At 73.9% G+C, this 26,150-nt stretch carries 22 protein-coding genes; 16 read left to right on the forward strand and 6 right to left on the reverse strand.

Annotated features, from left to right (window positions below; genetic code table 11):
* Nucleotides 1-160: 160 nt before the first annotated feature.
* From AMOR_RS16470 to AMOR_RS16495, 6 genes are read right to left on the reverse strand one after another with little or no spacing between them, the layout of a single operon-like run.
* Complete coding sequence (locus AMOR_RS16470; protein ID WP_248352645.1) at nt 161-934, reverse strand: class I SAM-dependent methyltransferase; 774 nt, start codon at nt 932-934, stop codon at nt 161-163.
* Nucleotides 931-1,953, reverse strand: a complete 1,023-nt coding sequence (locus tag AMOR_RS16475) for a glycosyltransferase family 2 protein (RefSeq protein WP_248352646.1) — start codon at nt 1,951-1,953, stop codon at nt 931-933. The genes AMOR_RS16470 and AMOR_RS16475 overlap by 4 nt, the downstream gene beginning before the upstream one ends.
* 8 nt (nt 1,954-1,961) lie before the next feature.
* Nucleotides 1,962-2,564, reverse strand: a complete 603-nt coding sequence (locus tag AMOR_RS16480; protein WP_248352647.1) for a class I SAM-dependent methyltransferase — start codon at nt 2,562-2,564, stop codon at nt 1,962-1,964.
* Nucleotides 2,561-4,459 carry a glycosyltransferase family 39 protein gene (locus AMOR_RS16485; protein ID WP_248352648.1) on the reverse strand — a complete coding sequence of 633 codons (1,899 nt, stop codon included), beginning with the start codon at nt 4,457-4,459 and terminating at the stop codon, nt 2,561-2,563. Before AMOR_RS16485 ends, AMOR_RS16480 begins: the two co-directional genes overlap by 4 nt.
* Nucleotides 4,452-6,911 carry a YfhO family protein gene (locus tag AMOR_RS16490; RefSeq protein ID WP_248352649.1) on the reverse strand — a complete coding sequence of 820 codons (2,460 nt, stop codon included), beginning with the start codon at nt 6,909-6,911 and terminating at the stop codon, nt 4,452-4,454. The genes AMOR_RS16485 and AMOR_RS16490 overlap by 8 nt, the downstream gene beginning before the upstream one ends.
* Nucleotides 6,908-9,247: a hypothetical protein gene (locus AMOR_RS16495; protein WP_248352650.1), complete on the reverse strand. Its 2,340-nt coding sequence runs from the start codon at nt 9,245-9,247 to the stop codon at nt 6,908-6,910. Before AMOR_RS16495 ends, AMOR_RS16490 begins: the two co-directional genes overlap by 4 nt.
* A 306-nt stretch (nt 9,248-9,553) precedes the next feature.
* On the opposite strand from AMOR_RS16495, the gene AMOR_RS16500 reads away from it, so the two are divergent.
* From AMOR_RS16500 to AMOR_RS16575, 16 genes are all read left to right on the forward strand, one after another.
* Nucleotides 9,554-10,189, forward strand: a complete 636-nt coding sequence (locus AMOR_RS16500; RefSeq protein ID WP_248352651.1) for a type IV pilin protein — start codon at nt 9,554-9,556, stop codon at nt 10,187-10,189.
* 87 nt (nt 10,190-10,276) lie between these two features.
* The gene (locus tag AMOR_RS16505) at nt 10,277-11,152 is read left to right on the forward strand and encodes a hypothetical protein (protein ID WP_248352652.1); all 876 of its coding nucleotides are present in this window, start codon (nt 10,277-10,279) and stop codon (nt 11,150-11,152) included.
* A gap of 2 nt (nt 11,153-11,154) precedes the next feature.
* On the forward strand, nt 11,155-11,931 hold the full coding sequence (locus AMOR_RS16510; protein WP_248352653.1) for an ABC transporter permease: 777 nt from the start codon (nt 11,155-11,157) through the stop codon (nt 11,929-11,931).
* 2 nt (nt 11,932-11,933) lie between these two features.
* Nucleotides 11,934-12,914, forward strand: coding sequence for an ABC transporter ATP-binding protein (locus AMOR_RS16515; RefSeq protein ID WP_248352654.1), 981 nt, complete (start codon nt 11,934-11,936; stop codon nt 12,912-12,914).
* Nucleotides 12,907-15,264, forward strand: coding sequence for a YfhO family protein (locus AMOR_RS16520; protein WP_248352655.1), 2,358 nt, complete (start codon nt 12,907-12,909; stop codon nt 15,262-15,264). The genes AMOR_RS16515 and AMOR_RS16520 overlap by 8 nt, the downstream gene beginning before the upstream one ends.
* Nucleotides 15,265-15,373: 109 nt before the next feature.
* Nucleotides 15,374-16,309 (forward strand): prepilin peptidase, encoded by a 936-nt coding sequence (locus tag AMOR_RS16525; protein ID WP_248352656.1) that lies wholly within the window; start codon nt 15,374-15,376, stop codon nt 16,307-16,309.
* Entirely contained in the window at nt 16,306-17,451 is a 1,146-nt protein-coding gene (locus AMOR_RS16530; RefSeq protein WP_248352657.1) for a sensor histidine kinase, read from the forward strand. Before AMOR_RS16525 ends, AMOR_RS16530 begins: the two co-directional genes overlap by 4 nt.
* 52 nt (nt 17,452-17,503) lie before the next feature.
* On the forward strand, nt 17,504-18,835 hold the full coding sequence (locus AMOR_RS16535; protein WP_248362538.1) for a sigma-54-dependent transcriptional regulator: 1,332 nt from the start codon (nt 17,504-17,506) through the stop codon (nt 18,833-18,835).
* A gap of 177 nt (nt 18,836-19,012) precedes the next feature.
* On the forward strand, nt 19,013-19,276 hold the full coding sequence (locus tag AMOR_RS16540) for a helix-turn-helix transcriptional regulator (protein ID WP_248352658.1): 264 nt from the start codon (nt 19,013-19,015) through the stop codon (nt 19,274-19,276).
* A 108-nt stretch (nt 19,277-19,384) separates the two neighbouring features.
* Nucleotides 19,385-20,443 (forward strand): type IV pilus assembly protein PilM, encoded by a 1,059-nt coding sequence (gene pilM / locus AMOR_RS16545; protein ID WP_248352659.1) that lies wholly within the window; start codon nt 19,385-19,387, stop codon nt 20,441-20,443.
* A gap of 2 nt (nt 20,444-20,445) precedes the next feature.
* Nucleotides 20,446-21,045: a PilN domain-containing protein gene (locus AMOR_RS16550; protein ID WP_248352660.1), complete on the forward strand. Its 600-nt coding sequence runs from the start codon at nt 20,446-20,448 to the stop codon at nt 21,043-21,045.
* A 2-nt stretch (nt 21,046-21,047) separates the two neighbouring features.
* Complete coding sequence (gene pilO, locus AMOR_RS16555; RefSeq protein ID WP_248352661.1) at nt 21,048-21,665, forward strand: type IV pilus inner membrane component PilO; 618 nt, start codon at nt 21,048-21,050, stop codon at nt 21,663-21,665.
* A gap of 12 nt (nt 21,666-21,677) precedes the next feature.
* Nucleotides 21,678-22,202 (forward strand): pilus assembly protein PilP, encoded by a 525-nt coding sequence (locus tag AMOR_RS16560; protein WP_248352662.1) that lies wholly within the window; start codon nt 21,678-21,680, stop codon nt 22,200-22,202.
* Nucleotides 22,203-22,207: 5 nt separating this feature from the next.
* On the forward strand, nt 22,208-24,940 hold the full coding sequence (pilQ, locus tag AMOR_RS16565; protein ID WP_248352663.1) for a type IV pilus secretin family protein: 2,733 nt from the start codon (nt 22,208-22,210) through the stop codon (nt 24,938-24,940).
* A 9-nt stretch (nt 24,941-24,949) separates the two neighbouring features.
* Nucleotides 24,950-25,621 (forward strand): hypothetical protein, encoded by a 672-nt coding sequence (locus AMOR_RS16570; protein WP_248352664.1) that lies wholly within the window; start codon nt 24,950-24,952, stop codon nt 25,619-25,621.
* Between the two features lie 129 nt (nt 25,622-25,750).
* A complete protein-coding gene (locus AMOR_RS16575; protein ID WP_248352665.1) occupies nt 25,751-26,110 on the forward strand; it encodes a roadblock/LC7 domain-containing protein in 360 nt (119 codons plus the stop codon).
* Nucleotides 26,111-26,150 lie beyond the last annotated feature (40 nt).

Consider the following 26,150-nt stretch of genomic DNA (forward strand, 5'->3'; position numbering starts at 1 on the left):
ACATGCAACTTGTGGGGCAGCCCGGCGCGGGCGCAACCCCGCGGGTTTCCGGGACGCGCCCACATCGGCGCCCGTCCCCCCACCTGCAGCGGTTTGCCGGGTCTGCAACGTTTTCATGTGCGAGCGGTCGTTCATGGCCGCGGGTCGAGGGCGAAACGCGCTACCCCGCGCCCTTCACCCCGGCGTACATCACGGACGTTCCAAGTGGCGGCGCGCGGAGCACGCCGGTCTCGAGGCGCATGAGCGCGAGGAGCGCGGCGTTCGCGCCGGGCAGCGGGGGACGGAAGCCGCGGTCGATGGTCCTCGGGCCGCCGCGCGCGAGGAGCGCCTTCCGCGCCACGAGCAGCGGGACGAGCGAGAGCCCCCAGTACCGGATCACGCGCCGCTCGAGGCCGAGGCCGTCGAGCTCGCCCGCGAGGCTCTCCACGGTGTACCGGCGCAGGTGGCCGGCGGCGCGATCGTACGCGCTCGTGAGCGCGGGGAGGGCGGGGACGTTCACGACGAGCATGCCGCCAGGCCGCAGGTGGCGAAGCACGGAGCGAACCAGCGCCCGCGGATCCGCGAGGTGCTCGAGGACGTCGAACAGCACGACCGCGTCGTAGCGACCGAGCAGCTCGGGACGCTCGTCGGTGACGTCGTAGTACAGGGTCCGACCGCGCCGGGCGCGGCATCGCTCCAGCGCGGCCATGTTGAGGTCCGTGCCGTCGACGGCCCAGGACGTCACGCCCTCGAGCTGGGATGCCAGGATCCCGGACCCGCACCCGACGTCGAGCGCCGCGAGCTGCGCCGCCGTCGCTGCGCCCGCGTCGGCGAGCACGCGCCGGAGCACCGCGAGCCGCCACTCGAACCAGAAATGCGAGGCGTCGCTCGCGTCGTACCACTCGTCCGGGAAGTCCAGCGGCCGGACGGGGGAGAGCACCTCGACGGCGCTCACGACGGCGAGCCCTCGACGTCGGGCGGACGCTCCACCACCTCCATGACCAGGTACGGCGGCCTCGCCTTCACCTCGAGGTAGGTCCGCCCCACGTAGGCGCCGAGGATGTAGAGGCAGAAGGACTGGACGGCGTTCCCGGTGGCGATGAGGACGTAGGCGAGCAGGAACGGCGTCGGGATGGACGACGGCCGGGTCAGGTAGCCGGTCACGAGCATCCCGAGGAACCCGAGCGTGAGCAGGCCGAAGAAGAAGCTGCCGATCTGGGCGGCCTGGAGCGGCCGCGTGCTCATCGCGGCGATCCCGTCCGTCGCCAGGCGGTAGAGCTTCGACCAGGCGTACTTGGTGGTGCCGGCCTGTCGCTCGGGGCGGTCGAACTCGACCGCCTCCTGGCGGAACCCGACCCAGGCGCGGAGCCCTCGCGGGAAGCGGAGGCGCTCCGGGAGGCTCCGGAGCGCGAGCACCACGCGTCGGTCCATGGCGCCGAAGTCGCCGGTGTCGAGCGGCAGGCGGATGTCGGAGAGGAACGCGACCATCCGGTAGAAGCCCCAGTATCCGAGCCGCTTCAGCACGTTGCCGCGGCGCCGGCGGCGGCGCGCGAACACGACGTCGGCGCCGGCCCTCCAGCGCTCGAGCATCGGGACGAGGAGCTCCGGGGGATCCTGGAGGTCCGCGTCCATGATGACGACGACGTCGCCCTCCGCCCGGTCGAGGCCCGCGCAGACGGCGCTCTGGTGCCCGAAGTTTCGCGAGAACCGGACGAGGCGCGCGTCCAGCCCCGAGGCGATGCGCTCCGCGAGGAGCTCGGCGGTCTCGTCGGTGCTCCCGTCGTCCACGAAGAGCAGGCGGGCGCGCGTGATCCCGAGCGGACCGAGCTTGTCGGGCGAGAGCGCGCCGGCGAGCCGCTCGAGGAGCAGGTCGATCACCTCCGCCTCGTTGTAGACGGGGATCACGACCTCGAGGGTGCGCGGCTGCTCGCGGGCCGCGCCGGGGTGGGGCGACTGCACGGAAACGGTGTGCACGGCACGGCTCATCTCTTCGCCCGTCCTTTGCAGTAGATCATGTTCCAGAGCGGTACGCCGAAGACGCCCAGCGGGTACGGTTGCAGGGCGTCGATCTCGAAGACCTCCGCGAACAGCTCCCGCCAGCGCGCGAGCGACCGCGCGAACTTCCCGCGGTCGTGCGTCGCGAGCCACCGCGCCGCCGACCGCCCCTCCGGGAGCACCAGGTCGAGGACGTGGGCCGCTCCGCCCGGCGCGAGGGTCCTCGCCACGGCGGCGAGGATCCGCCGCGCTTCGTCGTCGTTCACGTGGTGCAGGAAGCTGTTCACGAGCACGAAGTCGAACCCGTGATCCGCCGGGAACTCGTGGGTGCAGATGTCCGCGACGACGAACTCCCGCCCGTGGCGGCGCCGCGCCCACGCGACGTACCTCGGGTTGATGTCGATCCCGACGTACTCCGCGTGCGGAAAGAACGCGGTGTTGGTGCCGGGGCCGCACCCGACGTCGAGCACGCGCCGGACCGTCGCCAGATCGTTGTGCGCGACGACCGGTGCGAACTTGTCGGCCGCGAACGGCGCCTGCCACAGGCGGTACACGAGCGTCCGCTCGAGCAGCTTCTCCGCGAGGCTCACCGCGACCCCCCCGCGTCGAGCGCGCCGACATCCAGGGAGGTCGATCGGGCGCCGCCCTCGGGCGCCTCGAGCAGCGCGCGCGCTGCCGCGCGATCGGGGTCGGCCCGGAGCGCCGCCCGCGCGCTGGCGAGCGCCTCGTCGCGACGCCCGACCGCGGCGAGCGCCACGGCGTGGAGCTCGCGGAAGCGGGGCGAGTCGAGCGAGCGCGCTGCCGCGTCGAGGTGCGTGATCGCTCCCGGGGCGTCGCCGGCGTCGAGCAGGGCACGCCCGAGCAGGGCCTCGACCTGGGGAACGTGCGGAACGAGCCGCAGCGACTCCTCGAGGTGCAGCGCCGCGTACGCGGGCTCGCCGCGGTCGAGCCAGCGGAGGCCGTCGGAGGCGTAGACCGCGCCCTCCTCCGCGGGCGCCTTTCCCGGAAGGCTCCTCGTGGCCCACGCGAGGTAGAGCGCGGACACGGCGGCCGCCCACGCCACCGGCCGCCAGCGGCGCGCCGCGATCCAGCCCGACGCCCGCACGAGCCCCGCTCCCGCCAGGGGGAGGAGCGCGATCGCGACGGCCGCGCGGTAGCGGGACAGGACCGCCGCGAGGAGCATGGTGGGGATGCTCGCCGCGATCGCGACGAGGAGCGGCCACGCCCGGGCGGCGCCGCGCGACGCGAGCCCGACGCCCGCGAGCGGGACGAGCACGACGAACGTCGCCGGCAGCGCGGCGAGCAGCGGCGCCCCGAGCTTGAAGAGGTGAACGTCGACGTTGTTCCCCGCCTCGTAGCCGTGCCAGACGTAGAGGAGCTTCCTCAGGTTGAGCGCCACGAATCCCCACGGGCTCGGATGTGTCCGCGCCGCTTCGACGAACGAGGCGAGCGGGCGTCCGTCGGCGGCGACCAGCACGCGGCTGAACTCCGGCGGGACGGTCAGCGCGATCGGAGAGGCGCTCGCGGTGTGGAACATCGCGAGCATCCCGGCGGCAGAGCCGTTCAGCGCGAGCGCCGGGACGCCCACCGCGACGTTGCGGAGGACGGCGGGGAGGAGCGCGATTCCGAGGCCGGCGGTGACGAGCCCCGCCGCGGCGAGCCTCTCGCGCAGCGGCGCCCGCACCGTCGCGAGCCGCCACGCCGCCATGAGCATCGGGAAGAAGAGGAAGGACTGCTTCACCAGCGTGGCCCCGCCGAACGCAAGGCCCAGGATCAACCACCGGACGCGCCTGCCGCCGGGGGCCCAGTGCATGGCGAGGGCGAGTGCGACGGTGAGGACCGCGACGAGCGAGTCCCGCAGCAGCGTGATCTCGTACAGGAGGGGGATCGGCGCGAGCAGGGCGAGCACGCCGGCGGCGGCGGCGGCGGTCTCCGAGAAGAGCCGCCGCGCGAGCTCGTGGACGAGCAGCACCCCGCAGACGCCGAGCGCGAGCTGCAGGAGGAAGACGTGCCAGACGTTCGCCCCGAAGAGCCCGTACGTGAGGCCGACGAGGTACGCGTAGGCGGGCTCCTGGAAGAAGGTCGCGCCGCCCAGCCATCGCTCCCAGAGCCTCACCTCCATCGCCGGCCGGTCGTAGCCGGCGTCCGGGGCGAGGCCCAGCTTCACCGGCAGCTCTGGATCGCGCGCCAGGGCCTGGTCGGCGACCTGCCGCATCCAGCGGGTCGTCGGGTGCAGCGGCGCGCGCTGGAGCCAGTCGCCGCCGGCGATCTGGCGTCCCCACTCGTCGAAGAAGTGGTTGTCGGACTCGGCGACGAGCGTGTCGATCCGGGTCAGCGGCGTCGCAGCCGCCTGGAGACAGAGGATGAGACGGACGAAGATCGCGGCGCCGGCGAGGGCGCCCGTGACGCGGCGGGGGTGGAGCCGGAGCCACGTCTCGAGCGCAGCGGGGGCGAGGTCGGGCGTCGAAGGGGTTGCGTCAGGCACGGTTCACCCGGGCAGCAGAGCGGTCGTCGGCGGGATCCGGGACCGGATCCGTCGACGCCGAGGGCCCGTCGCCAGGGCGGATTGGACCACGCGGACCGCCGGCGCGTCCAGGGTCCCCTCCTCGCTGCGAACGCAAGCGCCGGCGTGCATGCCACGCGACCAGCGCGAGCCCGCCCGCGGCGGCGACGAGCCAGCCGGCGAGGAGCCCGGGGGTGCGGTAGCGGAAGATCACGCGGTGGAGGCCGGCGGGCACCTCGACCGAGCGGACGAGGTAGTTGGCGCGCAGTACGGCGACCGGCGCCCCGTCGACGAGGGCGGTCCACCCGGGCGCCCACGCGTCGTTCAGCACGAGCAGCGCCGGGGTCGCGGTCCGGACCGCCAGCCGCACGCTCGTGCTCGTCTCCACCTCGAGGACCACCTCTCCGCCGCTCCCGCCGGGCACGGCGCGGCCGACTCCCTCGACGACGGTGAGATCGCTCGCGGCCGACGCAGGGTCCAGGGCGAAGGCGCGCGCCTCGTCGGCGCTCGCCTCGCGGACGCGGCTCGCCAGGTACGCGCGAGGCCGGTGGGGGACCGCGACGAGCCACGCCGGCGCGGTGGGATCCTCCGCCTCGATCTGGATCGGCGGCCGCAGCCCGAGCTTCTCCGCCTGGTCGGCGCGGCCGGGCACCACCACGTGCGCGACGCCCCAGAGCCCGACGACGGGAAGCAGTCGGTCGGGCGAGAGCCGCCGCTCGATCTCGTCGGCGCGCGCCGGCGCCGCGCCCGTGTAGGTGTCGAAGTTGCCGACCCGCTCGCCGACGTTCCAGGCGGACGCGAGCGTCCGCGCGCCGAGGAGGTTGCTCGACTCGTCGGCCGTGAGCCCCGGGCGATCGACGAGCGGCTCGAACGGCGTGACGACCCGCTCGATCCCGGGCCGGGCGCGCAGGTACGCCGCGAGCGGCCCCGGCGACACGGCCACCGCGGGCGAATGCAGCTCGTACGCTCCGACGTTCGCCGCCGCGAGGTCCAGCGCGACCACCGCGACGACGCCCGCGGCCATCGCCGAGCGGCCCCGCCGCGCCGACACGGCGATGGCGGCCGCGAGGGCGCCGGAGAAGGCGGCGGCGTGGAGGAACCCGTCTCTCAGGTTGTCCGCCAGATCCCGCGCGAGGTCCGGCGGCAGGTGGGTCGGGAGCGCGCCCGCGAGCAGAGCGCCGGCGAGGGCGAGGGCGGCGACGCCGGCGCTCGCGGCCGCAAGGCGCCGGGCGGCGAGGGCGTCGCCGTCGAGCCGGTCCACCGCGAGGGCGGCCGCCTGGGCGAGGAACAGCGCCGCCCAGGGCGCCATCTTCTCCCAGTAGCGGAGGCCGCGGAGGATCGGGAGTGCCGCGGCGATCCCTCCGAACCCGGCATGATCGCCGAGCGCCATCCAGCACACCAGCCCGACGGCGGCCAGGAGCAGGCGCGCACGCCGATCGCGAAGCGCCGCGAACGCGGCGAGGACGAGCGCCGTCGCACCGAGATAGACCGAGACGGCCCACGGCGCGAGCGAGCTCGAGTCGGCGAGGGCGACATGGAGCGGCCAGATCTTCGCGCCCGGCGGAGCCCGGAGGAGGTGCGGGACGGCGATCTCGAGCAGGCGCACGGGGGCGAGGCTCCAGCGCTGCCGGGCGACGGCGTCGATCGCGCCGGCCCGCGACGAGTGGGGGAGCCAGAGCGCGAGCGGTAGCAGCACGGGCGCGGCCGCGACGGTCGCCACCGCGGCCGCCGCGACGCCGCGGAGGAGCCGCCGGCCCGCGCCGTCGCCCTCCCCGAGCCCCACCGCCAGGACCGGCAGCGCGAGGGCGGCGAACCCCCAGCTCTGCGCGTCGCCCGCCGCCGCGAGCAGGTACGAGAGCCCCGCGAGCGCTGCGAGCCGGGCCGGTCCGCCTCGCGCGATCCAGAGATGCGCCGCTGCGAAGAAGGCCGGAAGCGTGGCCACGGCGGTGAGATAGGTGACGTTGTCCGTCGCGCTGACGATCGGGCCGGCCAGCGCGAAACCGAAGCCGGCCACGAGTCCGGCGGCACGGCTCGCGCCGAGCACGCGCGCCCACCACGAGGCGCCCAGCGCGGCCGCGACGACGGAGAGCAGCACCCAGGCCGTGAGCGCCCACTCCGCCGGCAGCACCAGCAGCAGCAGCGTGAACGGGTGCTGGACGGCGTCCACCGCTGCGCCGACGACCGGCATCCCGAGCCCGAGATAGGGGTTCCACTCCGGAAGGTGCCCGCCCGCGAGCTCCGACGCGAGGAACCGCTTCACGGGCGCGTGCATGCGGCCGCCGTCACGGGCGAGGAGGAGGCCGCCTCCGAGCCACGCGGGCGAGAGGAACAGCGCGATGCCCGCGACGAGGATCGCGACGTGCCGGCGCGCGGTCCCGCTCGCGCTCCGCGCGGCGAGCTTCGCGTCGGCCTGCGCCCTCGAACGGGAGGTCATCGGGGCTCCGCGCCAGGCGTTGCGAGCTCCAGCGTCGCGCCGGCACGGACCGCATCCTCCGCGATCCGCACCGGCGTCGGCGGCGCGCCGGCGACGCGCAGCACGCCCGGCGCTGTGGTGATCGTCGGCGTGGCGAGGTCCGTCGGCAGCGGCACCGTCATCGTCCAGTGGCCGCCTGCGTCCGCGTCGACGAAGCCGCGCCACGTGTGCGGGCGCCGGTGCTCGATCAGCGGGATCTCGAGGGTCACGCGCCCGCCCGGTGCAGCGCGGCCGCGGAGGCTCGCGCCCGCGACGACCTCATACGTCCAGAGGACCGGAAGCGGACCGTCCATCCCGACGACGGTCCGGCTCGAGGCGAAGATGGGAAGGAGGTGGGCGAAGTGTCTGACCCCCAGCGCTGGCACGCCCGAGCCAGCGATGAGGAGCGGCGCCGATCGGACCTCCTGGAGCCACCGCGACGAGAAGCCGCCGCCGGCGAAGGGGATGTGCGCGTCCTCGCCGCCGACTCGGCCGAAGAGGTTCGCCGCACCCGCCGCGACCCAGCCGATGCGACGGCCCCGGAGCCATGGCAGGAGCTCGGCCTCTTCGACGGTGTACGCCTTCACGCCTTCCCAGTACGCGACCGGATCCGGATAAGGACCGAAGCCGGTCGAGACCACGGGACGCCCGGCCACCACCAGGAACGCGTTGCCCAGGTCCCAGGGTGCGACGATGCCGGGCGCCGGCCCCGGATCCCGCGTGCGCAGATCGAGCGCCGCCTCGACGGCCGCGTCAGGTGCGTCGTCGGCGGTTCCCAGGGCGCCGCGCACCCGCGGATCCAGGAGCGCCACTGCGAGGGCGACCGCGACGGGCGCGACGCCCGCCACCCGCCGCACGCCCGACCCGCACCGTGCGACGAGCCCGGCGAGGCCGGCGAGGCCGAGCGCGGCGGATGCGGCGAGGAACGGTGAGAAGACGCGCCCGAACCGCGATTGGTGCACCGTGAGCGCAGCGAGCGCCGCGACGACCCACAGGAAGCCGGCCGCTCGCGCCCGGCCTGCGGGCCTCGCGCCGAGGACGGCGAGCGGCAGCAGCAGAGGCGCGACGACGCCCGTCGCGCCGAGGAACCCGTTCACGCTCGCGAGCGGTCCCGCGCGATCACGGAGGAGAGGCTGGAACTCCTGGATGGTCCGCAGCCACGGGTCGGCCTCCAGGAGCCACTCGCGCACGCCCGCCAGCGCCTGGGCCGCGCCACCAGGGACGACGAGCGCGGCGAGCGCCGCGACGGCGGCGGAGACACCGAGGACGCCGGCGAGGCGCCCGCGTCCCGGGACGACGAGCCCGGAGAGGAGCGCAGCGCCGACGATCGTCGCCCCGGCGGCGCAGAGGAGGAGCGGTTGCAGGAACGAGGGGAAGCCGAACGCGAGGGCGCGGCCGTGGGCGGCGACCGCCGGCGCCGAGGCGAGCGCGGCGAGCGCCGCACCGGCGAGCAGGCCCGGTCCGCCGCTCCCGAGGACGGGCGGCCTGGGCGCCGCGAGCGTCGCGCCGACGAGGATCGGGAGCACGATCGCGACGTAGAGGGGCGAACCCGTGAAGACGGCCACCGCGCCGGCGGAGAGGACCGCGCCGCCGATCTCGTACGCGAGGCGGGCGCGCCGACCTCGCTCCGGCCGGGGCGGGAGCGCGGCGATCGCCCACCGCGCCAGGAGGACCATCGAGAGGGCCTCCGCGACGTGGTGATCGATGCGGCCGTACCGCGAGGCGTCGAGGCCCTGGGGGATGGCGGCGGCGAGGATCCCCGCGGCGAGCGCGGCCCCGCGTCGGCCCGGCGCGCCTGGCCGGAGCGCGTGGACGAGCTCCATCGTGGCGGCCACCACGAGCGCTCCGAGCACCGGGCAGAGCGCCGCGACCCAGAGATCCCCGCCGGCCGGACCTCCGGCGGCGCGCCCGAGCAGGATCAGGACGGCGCCGAGCAGGTCGAACCCGGCGGCCCAGGGGATGGGCGCGCCGTCGGGCCACGCGATCAGCGGGTCGAGCCACGGGACGCGGGGGAACGCGTCCGCGATGAGCCGCATCCGGCGGAGGTGGTAGAGGGAGTCGCCGTCGAGGGTGACGAGCTCGCCGCCCGCGAACGCCTGACCCGCGCCGGCGAGCCGGGCGAGCAGTGCCGCGAGCAGGATCGCGCCGCCGGCGACGAGGAACGCGAGCCGCGCGCGGCGCGCGTCGGCTGCGCCGGCGGGCGGCTCAGGGACGCGCCCGGCGGGGTCGCTCCCGCGATCGAGCGTGCGCGCGCGCGCTTCGGGCCGGCCCGCGTCCTCGCGTGGAGCTGAAGGGTTTTGGGCGGCGGCCTGGTCCACGTGTGATTGCGGCCGGTCGTGGCGGCGCGGCGCGATGATCGGGTGCGGAGCGCGCCGTTGTCAAAGGCCGGCGCGCCGGCATCCGACTCGCGGGGTGACGAAAAACGTCACCGGCGCTAACCCGGTCGGACGCTGCGCGGCAGGTGGGGGGTCGGCCTACAGTCGTCGATCAGGGTGCTTACGCGATCCCCTGTTGGCACTCCCCATGCTGGATGGCGCCTCGACCCGGCGCGCACCACCGAACCGCCAGGAAGCAACGCCGGCCGCCGCTATCCGAGCGCACCCGGCTCTCACGGAGGCAACACCATGAAGAAGCTGGCCAAGGGCTTCACCCTCATCGAGCTCATGATCGTCGTCGCGATCATCGGCATCCTCGCGGCGATCGCGATCCCGAACTTCGTGAAGTACCAGCTGCGCTCCAAGTTCTCCGAGGCCTCGACGAACGTCGAGGGGCTCCGGAAGGCCGAGGAGGCGCTGCGCCAGGGTGAGCGGAAGGTCGTCGTCGGCGGCAAGGTCGACGGCGCCTACTCGCCGGGCTCGTACCACAACCTCGGCTCTACGGCGATGCCGGCCGGCACCGTCGGCACGTCGAAGATCGCCTGGGCCACGGGGGAGCTCGCGCTCGCCTCCGCCATCGACTGGCAGGTCGAGGGCGCGACGTACTTCAACTACCAGGTGAGCACGGCCAAGTGCGCCACCACGATCGCCGCCGCCACCAACGCCGGCATCTGCTACAGCGTGGGCGCGGCCGCCGACATCGACGGCGACGGGACGCCCGGCGAGGTCACGCTCGTGAAGATGGCGCTCGACGGCGTGACGAGCGCGACCCTGCCCGGCAACGTGAAGACCGCCTTCCCGGGGTCGCTCGGCAGCTGCCTCGACGGCGCGGGCAACACCGTCTACGCGACGCCCTGCACGCTCACCAGCCCGGACGTCTTCTAGTCCCGCTGTCACGCGACACACGGAGGGCGCCGCGGCGACGCGGCGCCCTTCGCCTTTTTCCCCGTCCGACGGTATCCTCCCCGGCCGATGCTGCATCGCCGCGCGCCGCTCGCCGCCCTCGCGCTCACCGCCTTCGTCCTCACCACCGCCGCCCGGCGGACGCTCGAGCCCGAGGCGTCCACGGCCGGGAAGGTGCGGGACCCGGCCTGGCTGCCGAGGGGAACCACGCTGCGGACGGTGGCCTGCGGGCAGCGGCTCCTCCTCGCCGACCTCTACTGGCTGCAGGCGGTGCAGTACGTCGGGGAGACGGTGATGGCGAAGGTGCCGCGGTGGGACGCGCTCTACCCGCTCGCGGAGATCGTCACCGACCTGGACCCGCGCTTCGGCTACGCCTACCAGGTGACGGGCTCGAACCTCGCCGGGCTCGCGCACCGGTACGACGAGGCGGACCGCATCCTCGAGAAGGGGATGCGCAACCTTCCCGACCGCTGGTCGCTCCCGCTCGTGTACGCGACCAACAAGTTCCTCTTCGAGCAGCGGTACGCCGAGGCCGCCGAGTACGCGCGCCGCGCCGCCGAGATCGGCAAGCGCCCTCACCTCGCCCTCCTCGCCGCGAACCTGTCCGCCCTCGCGAACACCGACGACGAGTACGTGGCGGCGATCTCCTTCCTCGACCAGGCGCTCTCCGAGACGAACACGCCGGAGCTGAAGGACGAGCTCGCGCAGCGCCGGACGCGGATCCAGACGTTCCAGGCGCTCGCCACGCTCGAGCGCGCGATCTCCGCGCACCGCTCCCGGACCGGGCGCCTCCCCGCGCGCCTCGCCGAGCTCGTGCCCGCGGAGCTCCCCGCGCTCCCCGCGGAGCCCTCCGGTGGACGGTTCGTGTACGACCCGGCGAGCGGAGCGGTGCAGAGCTCGGTCCTGGGTCCACGGGCGCCCCTCCGCATCACGCGCCAGGAGTGAACATGGGCAAGACGCTGGCCATCGCCGCAACGACCGTCCGCGAGGCGCTCCGCGAGCGGCTCCTGCACAATCTGCTCGTCTTCGCGGTCCTGCTCGTGATCGGCTCCCTCACGATCTCGCGGCTCACGCTCGGCGAGCAGTACCGCATCATCGCGAACATCGGCACCTCCGCGACCCAGGTGTTCGGCACGCTCATCGCCGTCTTCCTCGGCGTCGGGCTCGTCACCCGCGAGATCGACCGGCGCACCTGCTACCCGGTGCTGGCGCGGCCGGTCTCGCGCGCCGGGTTCGTGGTCGGCAAGTACCTCGGGCTCGTGGCGACGCTCGCGCTCAACGTCGCCCTCATGGCGCTCGCGACCGCCGCCGTGCTCGTCCTGAACCGTGGGACGGCCGCGTCCCTCGATCGCTCGTACGTCTCGACGTTCGTCCTCGTCGCGGTGCAGCTCGCGATCTGCGGCGCGTTCGCGGTCCTCTTCTCGACGTTCACCACCGCGACGCTCGCGAGCATCTACACGCTCGCCCTGGTGGGCGCCGGCTGGCTCTTCGGGGAGGTGCGGAGCTTCTGGCTCGCGGCGAGGCAGGTGGAGCTGAAGCCCATCGTGCGCGTGCTCGACGTCCTCCTTCCCAACATGTCACTGCTCGACCTGAAGGAGAGCGTCACGTACGGCGATCCGGTGGCGCTCGGCTCGGTGCTGGCGCGGGGCGCCTACGGCGTCTGCTACGCGGGCACGCTCGTCCTCCTCGCCACCGTCCTCTTCACCCGCCGCGACATCCGCTGACCATGCCCGACCTCGCCATCGCCGCGCAGGGCCTCTCGAAGACCTACCGCCTCGGGTTCCGCGCGCGGAAGGTCCAGGCGCTCACCCGCCTCGATCTGTCCGTCGCGCCGGGGAGCATCTACGGCTTCGTCGGCCCGAACGGCGCCGGGAAGTCGACCACGATCAAGATCCTCGTCGGGCTCGTCCGGCCCTCGGCCGGCTGCGCCACGCTCTTCGGCCGTCCCGTCGACGACCCGAGGGCGCGGCTCGCCGTGGGGTACCTCCCGGAGAACCCGAGCTTCCACGACTTCATGCGTCCGCTCGAGGTGCTGCGCTACCTGGGGCGGCTCTCCGGGCTCTCGGGGGCGGAGCTGGATCGCCGCGCCGAGGCGCTGCTCGAGCGGGTGGGGCTCTCCGGCGCGCGCGACCTCACCGTCCGGAAGTTCTCGAAGGGGATGGTGCAGCGGCTCGGGCTCGCGCAGGCGCTCGTCCACGATCCGCCGCTGCTCGTCCTCGACGAGCCGATGAGCGGCCTCGATCCCATCGGGCGCAAGGAGGTTCGGGACCTCGTCGTGGAGCTCGCGCGGCAGGGGAAGACGATCTTCTTCTCGACGCACATCCTCTCGGACGTCGAGACGATCTGCGACCGCGTCGGCATGCTGCTGCACGGCCAGCTCGTGCGCGAGGGCCCGCTGCAGGCGCTGCTCGACGGCAGCGTCCGCTCCGTGGAGCTGCGCTGCGCGGGGCTCGACGAGGCCGCGGCCGCGGAGGTGCGCGCGCTCGCGGCGGCCGGCGGCCCGGTCCCGGAGGGCCACGCGTTCACGTTCCCGTCCATCGAGGCGGCCAGCGCCGGCGCGGCGCTGACGCTCGGCCGCGGCGGGCGGCTCCTCGCGCTGCAGCCGCAGCGCGAGACGCTCGAGGAGACCTTCGTGCGCCTCGCCCGCGCGAGCGGGGCGCCCGCCAGGGACGCGCTCGCGGCCGGGGGGCGGAGGGCGGTTGGCTAGCGAGGCGCGGCGCGGAGGGGTCGCCGTCGCGGCGGCGCTCGCGGCGGCCTGGGCCATCTTCTTCGCGCCGGCGCTCCTCGGGGACGGGCAGTTCCTGTATCGGGACGCCGGGCGGATGCATCATCCGGTGAAGCGCTGGATCGCGGAGGAGCTGCGCCGCGGCCACCTCCCAGAGTGGAACCCCTACGCCGGCATGGGCGTGCCGGTGGTGGCGGGCGGCGTGGACGCGCCGCTCCATCCCCTGAACGCGCTGTTCCTCGTCGCGCCGTTCGAGGCCGCCTTCAAGGCGTGGGTGCTGCTGTCGGTGCTCGGCGCCGGGCTCGGCGCGGCGGCGTGGGCGCGCCAGCTCGGGCGGACCCCGGCGGGCGCCGCAGCGGCGGGGCTCGCCTTCATGCTCTCCGGCTTCGTGGTGTCGTCGACGGACAACCTCACCTACCTCACGACGCTCGCGGCGGCCCCCTGGCTGCTCGCCGCCGCCCACGCCGCCGCGTCCGCGGGCGGCCCCGGGTGGCTCCTCGCGGTGACCGGTGCGTCGTTCCTGACGGCCGCCGGCGGCGACCCGATGGGCTGGGCCCTCGCGGTCGCGCTGGCATCGGCGCAGGCGCTGCTGATCGTGGAAGGGCCGCCGGCCCGGCGCGGCGTCCGCGCGGCGCTCGTCGTGCTGGTGGCCGTGCTCGGGGCCGCGCCGGTCGTCCTTCCGATCCTCGCCTGGATCCCGCACTCGTCGCGGGCCGCGGCGTTCGCGGCCGGCGAGTACGCGCGCTGGAACCTCCACCCGCTCCGGCTGCTGGAGCTCGTCGTCCCGGACCTGTTCCGCAGCTCGACGCCGGGGAACCTGTACGCGGGCGTCTTCCACGCGTACGCCGGGAACGCGTACACCACCATTCCGTGGGTGGTCTCGATCTACGCCGGCGCGGCGGCGGTGTCGCTCGCGGCGTTCGGCGCGCTGCGCGACCGCGGGGCGCGGCGACTCGCGCTCCTCGCTCTCGTGATCGCCTGGATGGCGCTCGGGCCGAACGCCGGCTTCGGCCAGCTGGCGCGCAGCCTGCCAATCCTGTCGAGCTTCCGGTTCTGGGAGAAGCTCGTCGCCTGGGTGACGCTGCTCCCCGCGGCGGCGGCGGGCGCCGGCGTCGACCGGCTGCTCGCGAACCCTCGGGAGGGCCGCCGCCTCGCGATCGCGGTCGGGGCGTCGGGCGCGCTGCTCGGCGGCGCGTGGGCGGCCGCTGCCCTCGCCCCGGGCGCCCTCGCACGGTGGGTGCAGCTCGGGGACCGGACGCGCCTCGCCGAGGCGCTGGTCGCGAACGTGCGCGAGGGGGCGGGGGCAGCGGCGATCTCCCTCGGCCTGCTCGCCGCGGTGGCGCTGCTCATCGCGCGCGGCCGGCTGGCGCGGCTGGGCGCCGCCGCGCTCGTCGCGGTGCTGGCGCTCGATCTCGGCGCCGCGAACGTCCGGGCCTACGTCCTCGCGCCGCCCGGGATCGTCTCGGAGCCTTCGCCCATCGCCGAGCGCCTGCGCGCCGAGCCGGGCTTGCCGCGAGTCGTGACGCCGTTCCGGATCGCGCCGGAGCGCTGGCCGGAGCTCCGCCAGTTCGAGGCCGGGTGGCGCTGGCTCGCGCGGACCGCGGGCGCCGCGTCGAACGTGGCGCTCCGCATCGGGAACCTCGACGCGTACACCGGCATGCTCCCCGCGCGCCTCATCCGGTTCCGGTCCCGGACCGATCCGACGACCGTCGCGGCGCCTGCGGCGCTCTGGGGCTTCGGGGCGGTGGTGGTCCCGGGCTCGGCCGCCCTCGCCACGCAAGCGGGGATCCCTGCTGGGGGAGAGGCGACGCTCGCGGACCCCGCGCTGCCCGCCTACGTCGTCCGCCAGCCCGCGCGCCCGCGGATCGCGCTCGCGGGGCCGCTCGACGGCGCGGACGAGGCCGGCGCGCTCGAGTTCGTCCTCGCTCCGGGCGCCTCGGCCAGCGGACGCTCGGTGGTCGAGGGTCCCGTCCCCGCCGGCTACCGGCCGCCCGTGGGCGAGGCCCGGCTCGTCGCCGACGAGGGGGAGCGGCTCGTCGTGACGGCACGCGCCGACGCGCCCGCGCTCCTCGTCGTGAACGACGCGAACACCGACGGGTGGAGCGCGACCGTGGACGGGCTGTCCTCCGGGATCGTCGCCGTGAACTATCTGGCCCGCGGCATCTGGGTGCCCGCCGGAGATCACACCGTCGAGCTCCGCTACAGGACGCCGTGGCTGAGGGCCGGCGCAGCGCTCGCCGCCGCGGCGACGCTCGTGCTGTCCGCGCTCGCGCTCCGCCGCGGGTGGCGACGGCGCGCGTCGTCCGCCGGGCCGGAAGCGCCCGCGCCGTGACCACGTGCGCGTCTCCCCCGCCCGCGCCGGGGCTGTGGTACGTCTTCGAGTCCGGACCCGATCGCCGGGGGCAGGGCCGCGGCGCGGGGTCCGGAGGCACGAGCGCGCCGTGATCGAGCAACTCCCCCGTTCCCTCGTCGCCGCCTGGGTGCTGCTCGTCGGCGCGGTGCTCGGCTCGTTCCTGAACGTCGTCATCGCGCGGGTGCCTGAGGGGCTGTCCGTCGTTCATCCGCCGTCGCGGTGCCCCCGGTGCGGCACCGGCATCCGCTGGTACGACAACGTGCCCGTCCTCTCGTGGCTGCTGCTGCGAGGCCGGTGCCGCGCCTGCCAGGCGCCGATCTCCTGGCGCTACCCGCTCGTCGAGGCCATCGGGGCGGTGGTTGCGCTCCTCGCGTTCGAGCGCCACGGCGCCACGGGCGCCGCGCTCGCCGAGCTGGCCCTCGTCGACGCGCTCGTCGCCCTCGCCTTCATCGACCTCGACACCTGGCTGCTTCCGCACGCGATCACCTGGCCGCTCATCGTGGTGGGACAGGCGGCGAGCGCGTACGGCCTCGCCGCCGCGCGGACCCCGGAGTCCTCCGCCCTCGGCGTCGCGCTCGGCGTCGCGAGCTTCGCGACGGTCGCGCTCGTCGGAGAGAAGGTGCTCCGGAAGGAGGCGCTCGGCTACGGCGACGTGTGGCTGCTCGGCGGCATCGGCGCGTGGCTCGGGGCGCGCGGGCTCCTGCCGGTCGTGCTCCTCGCGTCGACGCAGGGGGCGGTGTTCGGGATCGCCCTGCTCCTGCTCGGGCGGGGGCAGCCGGGCCCGGACGGAGCGGGCCGGGCGCCGACCGCCGACCCCTCCTCCGCCGAGCCGGCCACCACGTCCGCGGAACCGGCACCTGCGCCGAATCTCACCGCCGCGCTGCCCGAGGACGCCGAGGACGCGTGGATCCCTCCGCGCCACGCGATCCCGTTCGGCCCGTTCCTGGCCGCCGCGGCGATCGAGTGGCTGTACCTCGCGGCGCCGCTCGCGCGCGCCATCCCGATGCTCCGGCCCTTCCTGTGAGTGCCCGGATCCGGCTGCTCGTGCTCCTCCAGGCCGGCGCCATCGCCGCGGCCACGGCGGCGCTGCTCCTCGCCATCGGGATGCCGTTCGCGGTCGCGCACGCCGTCGACGGCCGGAGGTTCGCCGCGCTCGTCGGCGCGGGCGCGGTGGGGACCTTCGGCGTGACCGCCGCGATCCTGGCCCGCTCCTTCGGGGCGCCGCTGCGCCGGCTCCTCGCCGCCGCGCGCCGGATCGGCGAGGCCGCGGAGCTCCCGCCGCTCGGGCTCCCCGGCGAGGAGGGGGCGGCGGGGCTCTCCCGCGCTGCGCTCGCCTTCGAGCGGACCGCCGCTGCGCTCGTCGCGGAACGGGCGCGGGTCGCCGCGCAGGTCGTGGAGCTCGAGCGCGCGAACCTGGACCTCGCCGTCGCCCGCGAGGAGCTGGTCCGGTCCGAGCGGCTCGCCGCGGTGGGTCGGCTCGCGGCGGGCGTCGCCCACGAGGTCGGGAATCCGCTCGGCGCGATCGGCGGGTTCGCGGAGATCGCGCGGGCGCGCCTGGAGGCGGGCGCGCCGGCCGCCGACGTCGCGGACCTCCTGGTCCGGATCGGGGCGGAGACGCGGCGCATCGACGCGATCGTCCGCGACCTGCTCGACTTCGCCCGCCCGGCGCCGCCCGCCCTCGTCCCCGTCTCCGTCGGTGCCGCGCTCGACGGCGCGCTCCGCCTCGCCGAGGTGCAGCCGCGGTTCCGGTCCGTCGAGGTCTCCGTGGCGCTGCCGCCGGACCTGCCGCCGGTCCGCGCCGACCCGCGACGGCTCGCGCAGGTCCTCCTGAACGTGCTCCTCAACGCGGGCGACGCCATGGGCGGAGCGGGCGAGGTGCGGGTCACGGCGCGGCGCGACGGCACGGCGGTGGAGATCGCCGTCGCGGATCGCGGCCCGGGCATCGCGCCCGCGGACCTGCAGCGGATCTTCGATCCGTTCTTCACCACGAAGCCGCCGGGGCAGGGGACCGGCCTCGGCCTCGCGGTGTGCCACGGCATCCTCGAGGCGCTCGGCGGATCGATCACGGCCGAGGCCGGCGACGGGGGCGCGGTGTTCCGCATCCGGCTGCCCGCGGCGGAGGCCGCCCGCGGAGGCACGAGCGGGCCCGCAGCGGGAGCGTGCTAGAGTCCGCGTTCCGGTGCTCCGCAACGTCCTCATCGTGGATGACGACGCGTCCATGCGTCACCTCCTGTCGCTGATCCTCAAGGATCGCGGCTACGAGACGCGCGCGGTCTCGACGGCGGAGGACGCGCTGAGGGAGATCGCCTCACGCGACCACGATCTCGTCCTCACCGACGTCCGGATGCCGGGCATCGGCGGGCTCGCGCTGGTCCGGGAGCTCCAGCGGATCGCGCCGGACCTGCTGGTCGTCGTGATGAGCGCGTACGGCGCGCACGACGCCGCCATCGATGCGATGAAGGCGGGGGCCTACGACTACCTCGCGAAGCCGTTCAAGCCGGACGAGGTCGTGCTGCTGCTCCGGAAGGCCGAGGAGCGGGAGCGGCTCGCGCGCGAGAACCGCCGGCTTCGCGGCGAGCTCGCGGCGGCCTACCGGCCGGACGCGATCGTCGGGACGTCCGAGGCGATGGAATCGGCGCTGCGGCAGGTCCGCAAGGTCGCCCCGCAGAAGACCACGGTACTCCTCGAGGGCGAGTCCGGGACCGGGAAGGAGCTCGTCGCGCGGGCGCTCCACGAGCTCTCGCCGCGCGCGAGCATGCCCTTCGTCGCCGTGAACTGCGGCGCCATCCCCGCGGATCTCCTCGAATCCGAGCTGTTCGGCCACGTGAAGGGCGCCTTCACCGACGCGCGCCGGGACAAGAAGGGGCTCGCGGCCGAGGCGGACGGCGGGACGCTGTTCCTCGACGAGATCGGCGAGCTGCCGCTCGGGTTGCAGGTGAAGCTCCTCCGCTTCCTGCAGGAGGAGGAGGTCCGGCCGGTCGGCGACGTCCGGGCGCGGAAGGTGGACGTCCGCGTGGTCGCCGCGACGGCGCGGGACCTCGCGCGCGCGGTCGCCGCGGCGCAGTTTCGCGAGGACCTCTACTGGCGCCTCAACGTCGTGGCGGTGCGGCTGCCGCCGCTCCGGGAGCGGCGGGACGACATCCCCGCCCTCGCCGGCCACTTCCTCGCGCGCCATGCCCGGCTCCGCCCGGAGCTGCCGGGGCTCGCGCTCTCGCCCGAGGCGCGCGACGCGCTCCTCGCGCACCGCTGGCCGGGGAACGTCCGCGAGCTCGAGCACGCGCTGGAGCGCGCCGTGGTGCTCGCCGACGGTCCGGTGATCCGCGAGGAGGACCTGCCGGACACCGTCCGCGCCGCGCCCGCCCGCGGCGCGCCCGCCGTGGCGGTGCCGGAGGGCTCGCTCTCCGTGAAGCGCGCGATCCGCGCGGTCGAGGAGCAGCTCATCCGCGCGGCGCTGGAGCGGACCGGCGGGAACCGCACCCGCGCCGCGGAGCTGCTCGACCTCTCGTACCGGGCGCTCCTCTACAAGATCAAGGACTACGGCCTGGGCTAGCGCGCTCCGCGCCCGCCCGCCGGTGTGTCCCGCGTCCACGCGACGGTCTCACTGCGCGTACGAGCTATAATTACGCATCATTTCCGCTCGTCGATAGCTCCGTCTCCCACAAAGGCCGATATCGACGCCGGTCGGTTTCTTGATCCCTTCGAGTGCGATCGCTTAGCGTGGCACCGCATGTCTGGCCGACCGCTCAGGACACAGGCGAGCAAGCCACGCCGCGCGCCCAACAACGTGCAGCGGCTCCGCGAGGAGCAGCTGCTCACGAAGGCCGAGCTCGCGCGGAAGGCGGGGATCTCCCCGCTGACCGTCTCGCGCATCGAGAGCGGGTTCGAGTGCCGCGTCGACACGAAGAGGAAGATCATCATCGCGCTCGGGCTCACGCCCTCGGATCGACGCAAGGTGTTCGGCGCCGCGCGCACCGGAGGGCGCATTTCGTGAACTCCGGACGCTCGGCTACAATGAGCCTCGTTTATTCCCGCAACATCGCGGACCGGCTCGAACCACCGCACGGGCGCGCGCGCCCGTGTCGGACGTGAAGGGAGCGCCATGGCGAAGAGCAGGCTCGCCGTAGGCCTCGACATCGGCTCCTCCAGCGTGAAGCTCGTCCAGCTGAAGGAGAAGCGAGGCGGGTACGCGCTCCAGGCGTTCGGGGCGGCGCCCCTGCCGCCCGAGGCGATCGTCGACGGCGCGCTCATGAACTCCTCCGCCATCGTCCAGGCGATCCAGGAGGTCGTGGCGCAGCAGAAGCTCAAGGCCAAGGACGTCGCCATCGGCGTCCGCGGGCACTCCGTCATCATCAAGAAGATCTCCCTCCCGCGCATGACGCAGGAGGAGCTCGACGAGTCGATCCAGTGGGAGGCGGAGCAGTACATCCCCTTCGACGTGAAGGACGTGAACATCGACACGCAGATCCTCACGCCGGACGGGGACGCAGCGGGCCAGATGGACGTCCTCCTGGTCGCCGCCAAGAAGGACATGATCAACGACTACACCTCGGTGTGCGCGGAGGCGGGCCTCACCGCGACCGTGGTGGACGTCGACGCGTTCGCGGTCCAGAACGCGTACGAGGCGAACTACGACGCGAACGTCGAGGAGACCGTGGTGCTCATCAACGTGGGCGCCGCAGTCTCGAACATCAACATCGTCTCGCGCGGCGTCACGACGTTCACCCGCGACATCACCATGGGCGGCAACGCCTTCACGGAGGAGATCCAGAAGCAGCTCAACATCTCCTACGACGAGGCGGACGCGCTGAAGGTGGGCGGGCAGGGCGAGTCGGACGCGGTCGTCCCGCAGGAGGTGGAGCGGGTCATCCAGGGGGTCGCCGAGCAGATGGGCGGCGAGATCCAGCGGTCGCTCGACTTCTACGCGTCGACGGCGCCGGGCAGCGCGATGAGCCGCGTCTACCTGTCCGGCGGCACCGCGCGGATCCCCGCGCTCTTCAAGGTGCTCGAGCAGCGAGCCGGAGTGCCGGTCGAGGTGCTGAACCCGTTCAAGAACATCGAGATCGACAACAAGAAGTTCGATGCGGCGGTGATCCTGGCGGCCGCGCCCGCCGCCGCCGTGTCCGTCGGGCTCGCCCTCCGCCGTCCCGGGGACAAGTAGCCATGGTCCGGATCAACCTCCTCCCGGTACGGGTCTCGAAGAAGAAGGAAGCCGGCAAGCAGCAGCTGGTGCTCTTCGCGGTGCTGCTCCTCGCGGGCGTCGTCGGGAACGTCATGTGGACGGCGAACCGCGCCGACGAGCTCAAGAAGAAGGAGGCGAACGTCGCGAAGACGCGCGCCGACGTCGCCCGGCTCGACGCGATCATCGGCGAGGTGAACAGCCTCAAGACGCAGCAGGAGGAGCTCCAGAAGAAGCTCGACGTCCTCGAAAAGCTCAAGAACGGGCGCACCGGCCCCGTGAAGATGCTGGACGAGCTCGCGCAGATCACGCCGAAGCGGCTCTGGCTCAGGTCCATGCAGGAGAAGGACGGCCGCGTGACGTTCGATGGCACCGCGTCGAGCAACTACGACGTGTCGCAGTTCATGGAGAACCTCCTCGCGTCGAAGTACTTCGGCGACGTCGAGCTGAAGAAGACCAGCGCGAGGTCGGACGGCGCGTTCCGGGTCGTCGACTTCACGATCACCGCGTCCGCGCGGTACTCCGGAGCTCCCGCGGGGGACGGTGGTCCGGGCGCGGCGGACGCGCGGAAGGTCAAGGGTTAGCCATGGAGAAGCTCCTCGACCAGATCGCGAAGGCCGCGCTCGGCGTGAAGGTGGCCGTGGTCGCCGGCGCCGTCGTGCTCCTCACTGCGCTCAACTACTTCACCGTGTCGCTCACCCTCGGCCCCTCCATCTCGGACGTCGAGAAGAAGATCGCGAGGACCGACGCCGAGCAGAAGCGGCTCTCGGCGGACCTCACCTACAAGACCGGCATCGCGAACGACCTGAACCGCTTCCGCCGCGAGCGCGAGGTGCTCGAGCAGAAGCTGAACGAGGCCCTCGCGGAGCTCCCGGAGCAGAAGAAGATCGAGGACATCCTCGAGCTGTTCCAGGATCGGGCGCAGAAGGCCGGGCTCGAGATCCTGAGCATCGAGCCGAGGGCGCAGGAGCCGCAGGACTTCTACGCGAGGCTCCCGATTCAGATGGAGGTCGACGGCAACTTCCACGAGATCGCCACCTTCTTCGACTCGCTCGGGCGGCTCCGCCGCATCGTGAACGTGAGCGGGATCGAGCTCCAGACCCCGAAGGACGTGAACGGCCGCGTCGTCGTGAACGGCAGGTTCACGGCGACGACGTTCATGTTCCTCGATCCGAAGGCCGCGGGAGCGGCGAAGAAGAAGTAGCGCGAGGACACCATGGCCCCCCGTCGAGCTCTCGTCCTGATCGCGCTCGCCACCGCCCTCGCGGCGTGCGGCACGAAGCCCGTGCCGCGCCCGGCCGCGGCCGCCCCGGTCGCCGCGCCCGCCGCGGCGGCCGCCGCAAGCGATGCTCCGAAGAAGCCCGTCGAGGCCGAGTGGGTGTACTCCTCCGCCGGCAAGCGCGACCCCTTCCGCTCGTTCCTGTCGGAGCTCAGCGGCGAGAAGCGCGAGCGCGAGACGCGCTGCGCCACCCCGCTCGGGCGGTTCGAGATCGAGCAGCTGAAGCTCGTCGCCGTGGTGACCGGGCTCGAGGATCCCGTCGCGATGGTCGAGGCGCCGAACGGCGTCGGCTACAGCCTGCGTCGCGGCGCCTGCATCGGGAAGAACGGCGGGATCGTCTCCGCGGTTCGAAGCGACGGCGTCGTCGTCGCCGAGTGGGTGATCCGCGCCGACGGTACCCGTGACTCCACGCAGACCGTGCTCCGCCTCCCGAAGCAGGCGGCGCTCAACATCGAGGAGTAGCTCCCATGAAATCCCGCCTCATGTCCTCCTCCGCCGGTCTGCTCCTCTGGGGCGCGCTCGCCACCGCGGCCGCCGCCGCCGATGCGAACGCCATCCGCGCCATCGACGCGGCCGAGAAGGACGGTGCCCTCGAGCTCGCGATCCAGGGCTCGCGGCCGCCGTCGTACTCGGTCTTCAAGCTGCAGGACCCGCCGCGCCTCGTCGTCGACCTCGCCGGCGCGGATGTGTCCGCGGTCGCGTCCCCGGTCGCGGTCGGGAAGGGCGGCGTCGTCTCCGTCTCGACCGCGCAGTACAAGGACGAGCGGAGCGCCGTTGGCCGCGTGATCGTCGCCCTCGATGGCCCACGCCGGTACGAGGTGACGCCGCGCGGCGACGCGGTGGTCGTCCGCGTGCTCGGCGCGGACGCCGCCGCCGCAGCGCCTGCGGCCGCGCCCACCCCGCCTGCGCCGGTCGCGGAGGCCAAAGCTTCCGTCGCGCCGAACGCGGCCCCGGCCGAGGCTGCCCCGGCGCCCGCGCCGGGCACCGACGACCACGTCGTCGCGCGTCGCGTCGACGAGGCGGCCGCGCGCACCCCCGCGCACGCGGTGACCGCCGTCCGTCCGGGCGACGATCGCGTGCTCCTCGCGACGGACGGCGACGTCGCCCGCATCGAGATCATCGAGCTCCGCGACCCGGCCCGCCTCGCCCTCGACCTCCACGGCGTGACGCGCGCGCCCCGCGGCACGATCCCGCTCTCCGGCGCGTTCAGCCAGGTCCGGTTCGGGAAGGACGCGGGGAAGGTCCGCGTCGTCCTCGACGCGGCCGGCGCACTCCCCGCGTACGAGATCCAGCGCGTCGCCGGTGGCGTCGCCGTCGTCTCCGGCGGCCGCGCCACGAAGGCCGCCCCGCGCTCCGCGCCCGCCGCCCCGGCGGCGGCCCGCGCCGAGGCGGTCGTCGCGGCCGCCCCCGCGGCCTCGCCCGCCGCGCCCGAGCCGAAGCCCGCCGCCCGGGCGGAGCGCTCCGCCGCCCGCCCCCCCGAGGACGCGCCGCGCGGCCGGGCCGTCCGGGCCCGCATCGGCGACGTCCGCTTCACGAGCGACGCCGGCCAGGCCCGGATCGAGATCGCCGGCAAGGCGCCGTTCGTGATCGCGCGCCCCGATCCCCGCACCGTCGTGCTCACGCTCGACGCCGCCGAGCTCCCGAAGGCCCTCGAGCGCAGCCTCGACACGACCGCCTTCAAGGGCCCGGTCATGATGGTCTCGTCGTTCAACCAGCCGGGCACGGGCCAGGTGCGCATCGTCGCGACCCTGCGCGGGAAGGCGACCGACCGGATCGTCGAGACGAAGGACGGCCTCGCGTGGACGCTCTCCGACGGCGAGGTGGCGCCGAAGGTCGAGGCGAGCGAGGCCCAGGCGGCCGGGTTCGCGGCCGAGGCGCCCGGCTACGCGCTCTCGGGCGCTCCCCAGGCGAAGGGCTACAGCGGGCGTCGCATCACCCTCGACTTCCACGACATCGAGATCCGCAACCTCCTCCGGCTCATCGCGGACGTCTCGAAGAAGAACATCGTCGTCGCCGACGACGTGAGCGGCAAGGTCACGGTGTCGCTGCGGAACGTCCCCTGGGATCAGGCCCTCGACCTCGTGCTGCGCTCGAAGGGGCTCGGCAAGGAGGAGATGGGGAACGTCATCCGGATCGCGAGGTTCGAGGACATCGCGAAGGAGCAGAAGGCCCGGATCGACGCCGCGAAGGAGCTCATCCCGCTCGTCCCGCTCAAGGTGCGCATCATCCCGGTGAACTTCGCCCGCGCCGCCGACGTCTCGGCCCGGGTGAAGGAGATCCTCTCCGAGCGCGGCACCCTCTCCACCGACGATCGCACGAACGTGCTCATCGTGAAGGACGTCGAGGAGAACCTCATCCGCGCGGAGCAGCTCGTGCGCAACCTCGACACCGAGACGCCCCAGGTGCTCATCGAGAGCCGCATCATCGAGGCCTCGAGCAACTTCAACAAGGCGATCGGCGTCCAGTGGGGCGGCAACGCCTCCTTCCTCCAGGCCAACGGGAACCCGACCGGCGCCACGTTCCCCTACAACGCGGCCGCGACCGGCGCCGCGGGACAGGAGCCGAACGGCGGCACCTCCGGCACGCCCAACTACGCGATCAACCTCCCGGCCGCCATCGGCCAGGGCTCCGGCGGCGGCATCGGCCTCGTGTTCGGGAGCGCCGGCGGCGCTTTCAACCTGAACCTGCGCCTCTCGGCGCTCGAGAACTCCGGCGTCGTGAAGACGATCTCCGCGCCGAAGATCGCCACCATCGACAACAAGGAGGCGACGATCGGGCAGGGCATCTCGATCCCGTTCTCGCAGGTGTCGGCGTCGGGCGTGAACACGACGTTCATCGAGGCGAAGCTCGAGCTCAAGGTGACGCCGCACGTCTCGCAGGACGGCTCGATCCTCCTCAAGATCAAGGCGACCAACAACGCGCCGAACCCGCAGCTCACCGGCGCCAACGGGCAGCCCTCGATCTCGAAGCGCGAGGCGGAGACCGAGGTCCTCGTGAAGGACGGCGAGACCACGGTCATCGGCGGCATCTACACCCGCCAGACGTCGAGCCACGTGAGCGAGGTCCCGTTCCTCGGCAAGCTCCCCATCCTCGGCTACTTCTTCCGCACGACGAGCGAGCAGGACGACCACACCGAGCTCCTCATCTTCATCACCCCGCGGATCCTGAACCGCCCGGCGACCGTCGCCGCCGGCAAGTAGGAGCCTTCAATGAAGACGAGACTCGCGCCCATCCTCGCGGCCCTCTCGCTCGGCGCCGCTGGCTGTGTCGACAACATGGGCTCGGTGCAGATCTTCCAGACCTGCTCGATACCCAGCGACGGCTGCACGTTCGCTGCGACCTGCGACGCCGGGCTCCTCAGCGACGTCATCCTCGACGTCGCCCAGCAGGATCACCTCTGGCTCGTCGTCCAGGTGAACAACCAGCGATCGAAGCCGGTGAATCCAGCGGTGGACACCGCGGTGGCGTACGTCCAGGAGTTCGACACCCGGTACGACGTGGTCGCCGTCCCGGCGCCCGGCACCGTCGGGACGTTCTCGGCGCCGGGCACGACCGGCCGCATCGCGGTGACCGTTCCCACCGCAGGCACCTCGACCGTGTTGATCCAGCCCATCACCGCCGACCTCGGCGCCGCGCTCGTGCCCCAGGTCCCGACCTCGACGCCGACCAGCCCGAAGTACGTGGACCTCGTCGCGCGGACGCGGCTCAAGGGCATGTACGCCGACCAGACGACCTTCGAGACCGCCGAGTACGAGATCCCGGTCCACGTCTGCAAGGGCTGCCTCCCGGTCGTCTGCACGTCCGCCGAGCTGGCGCTCTCCTGCCCGCCCGACGCTCCGGGGCAGGCGCCGTCTCGCATCGACGGGTGCGTCACGCCCTGACCCTCGGTTGACGCGGCGCGTTCGTCCCGAAACCTTGACCCGAGGCGCGGCGGCAGGCTAGAACGGGCCCGACTCCGCGCGTCCGAGCCCGAAAACACGGCGCTTTTCACGCTGCGGAGGCACTCGACCATGGGCTTTCGCGAGCATTTGCAGGACGTCTGCCGGAGCTGTGACGGCGCGGTCGCCTGCACGCTCATGGGCGTGGACGGCATCGAGGTCGACACGCACGTCACGGACGGCGGCGGCATCGACGTGAAGAACCTCCTCGTCGAGTACTCGAGCCTCTTCCGCACGGCCCGCGAGGCGGCGGAGGCGCACGAGGCCGGCGGCGTCGCGGAGCTGTCGATCTCGACGGAGCGGCTGGTCACCGTGGCCCGGCTCGTCACCCCCGAGTACTTCATGGCGGTGGCGCTCACGCCCGAGGGCAACTTCGGGAAGGCCCGGTACCTGCTGCGCGTGACCGCCCCCAAGCTACGGTCGGAGCTCTAGCGCGGGCGATCGCCCGGGCAGCCCCCTCGTCGCCCGAGGT

The organism is Anaeromyxobacter oryzae, assembly GCF_023169945.1.
GTDB lineage: Bacteria > Myxococcota > Myxococcia > Myxococcales > Anaeromyxobacteraceae > Anaeromyxobacter > Anaeromyxobacter oryzae.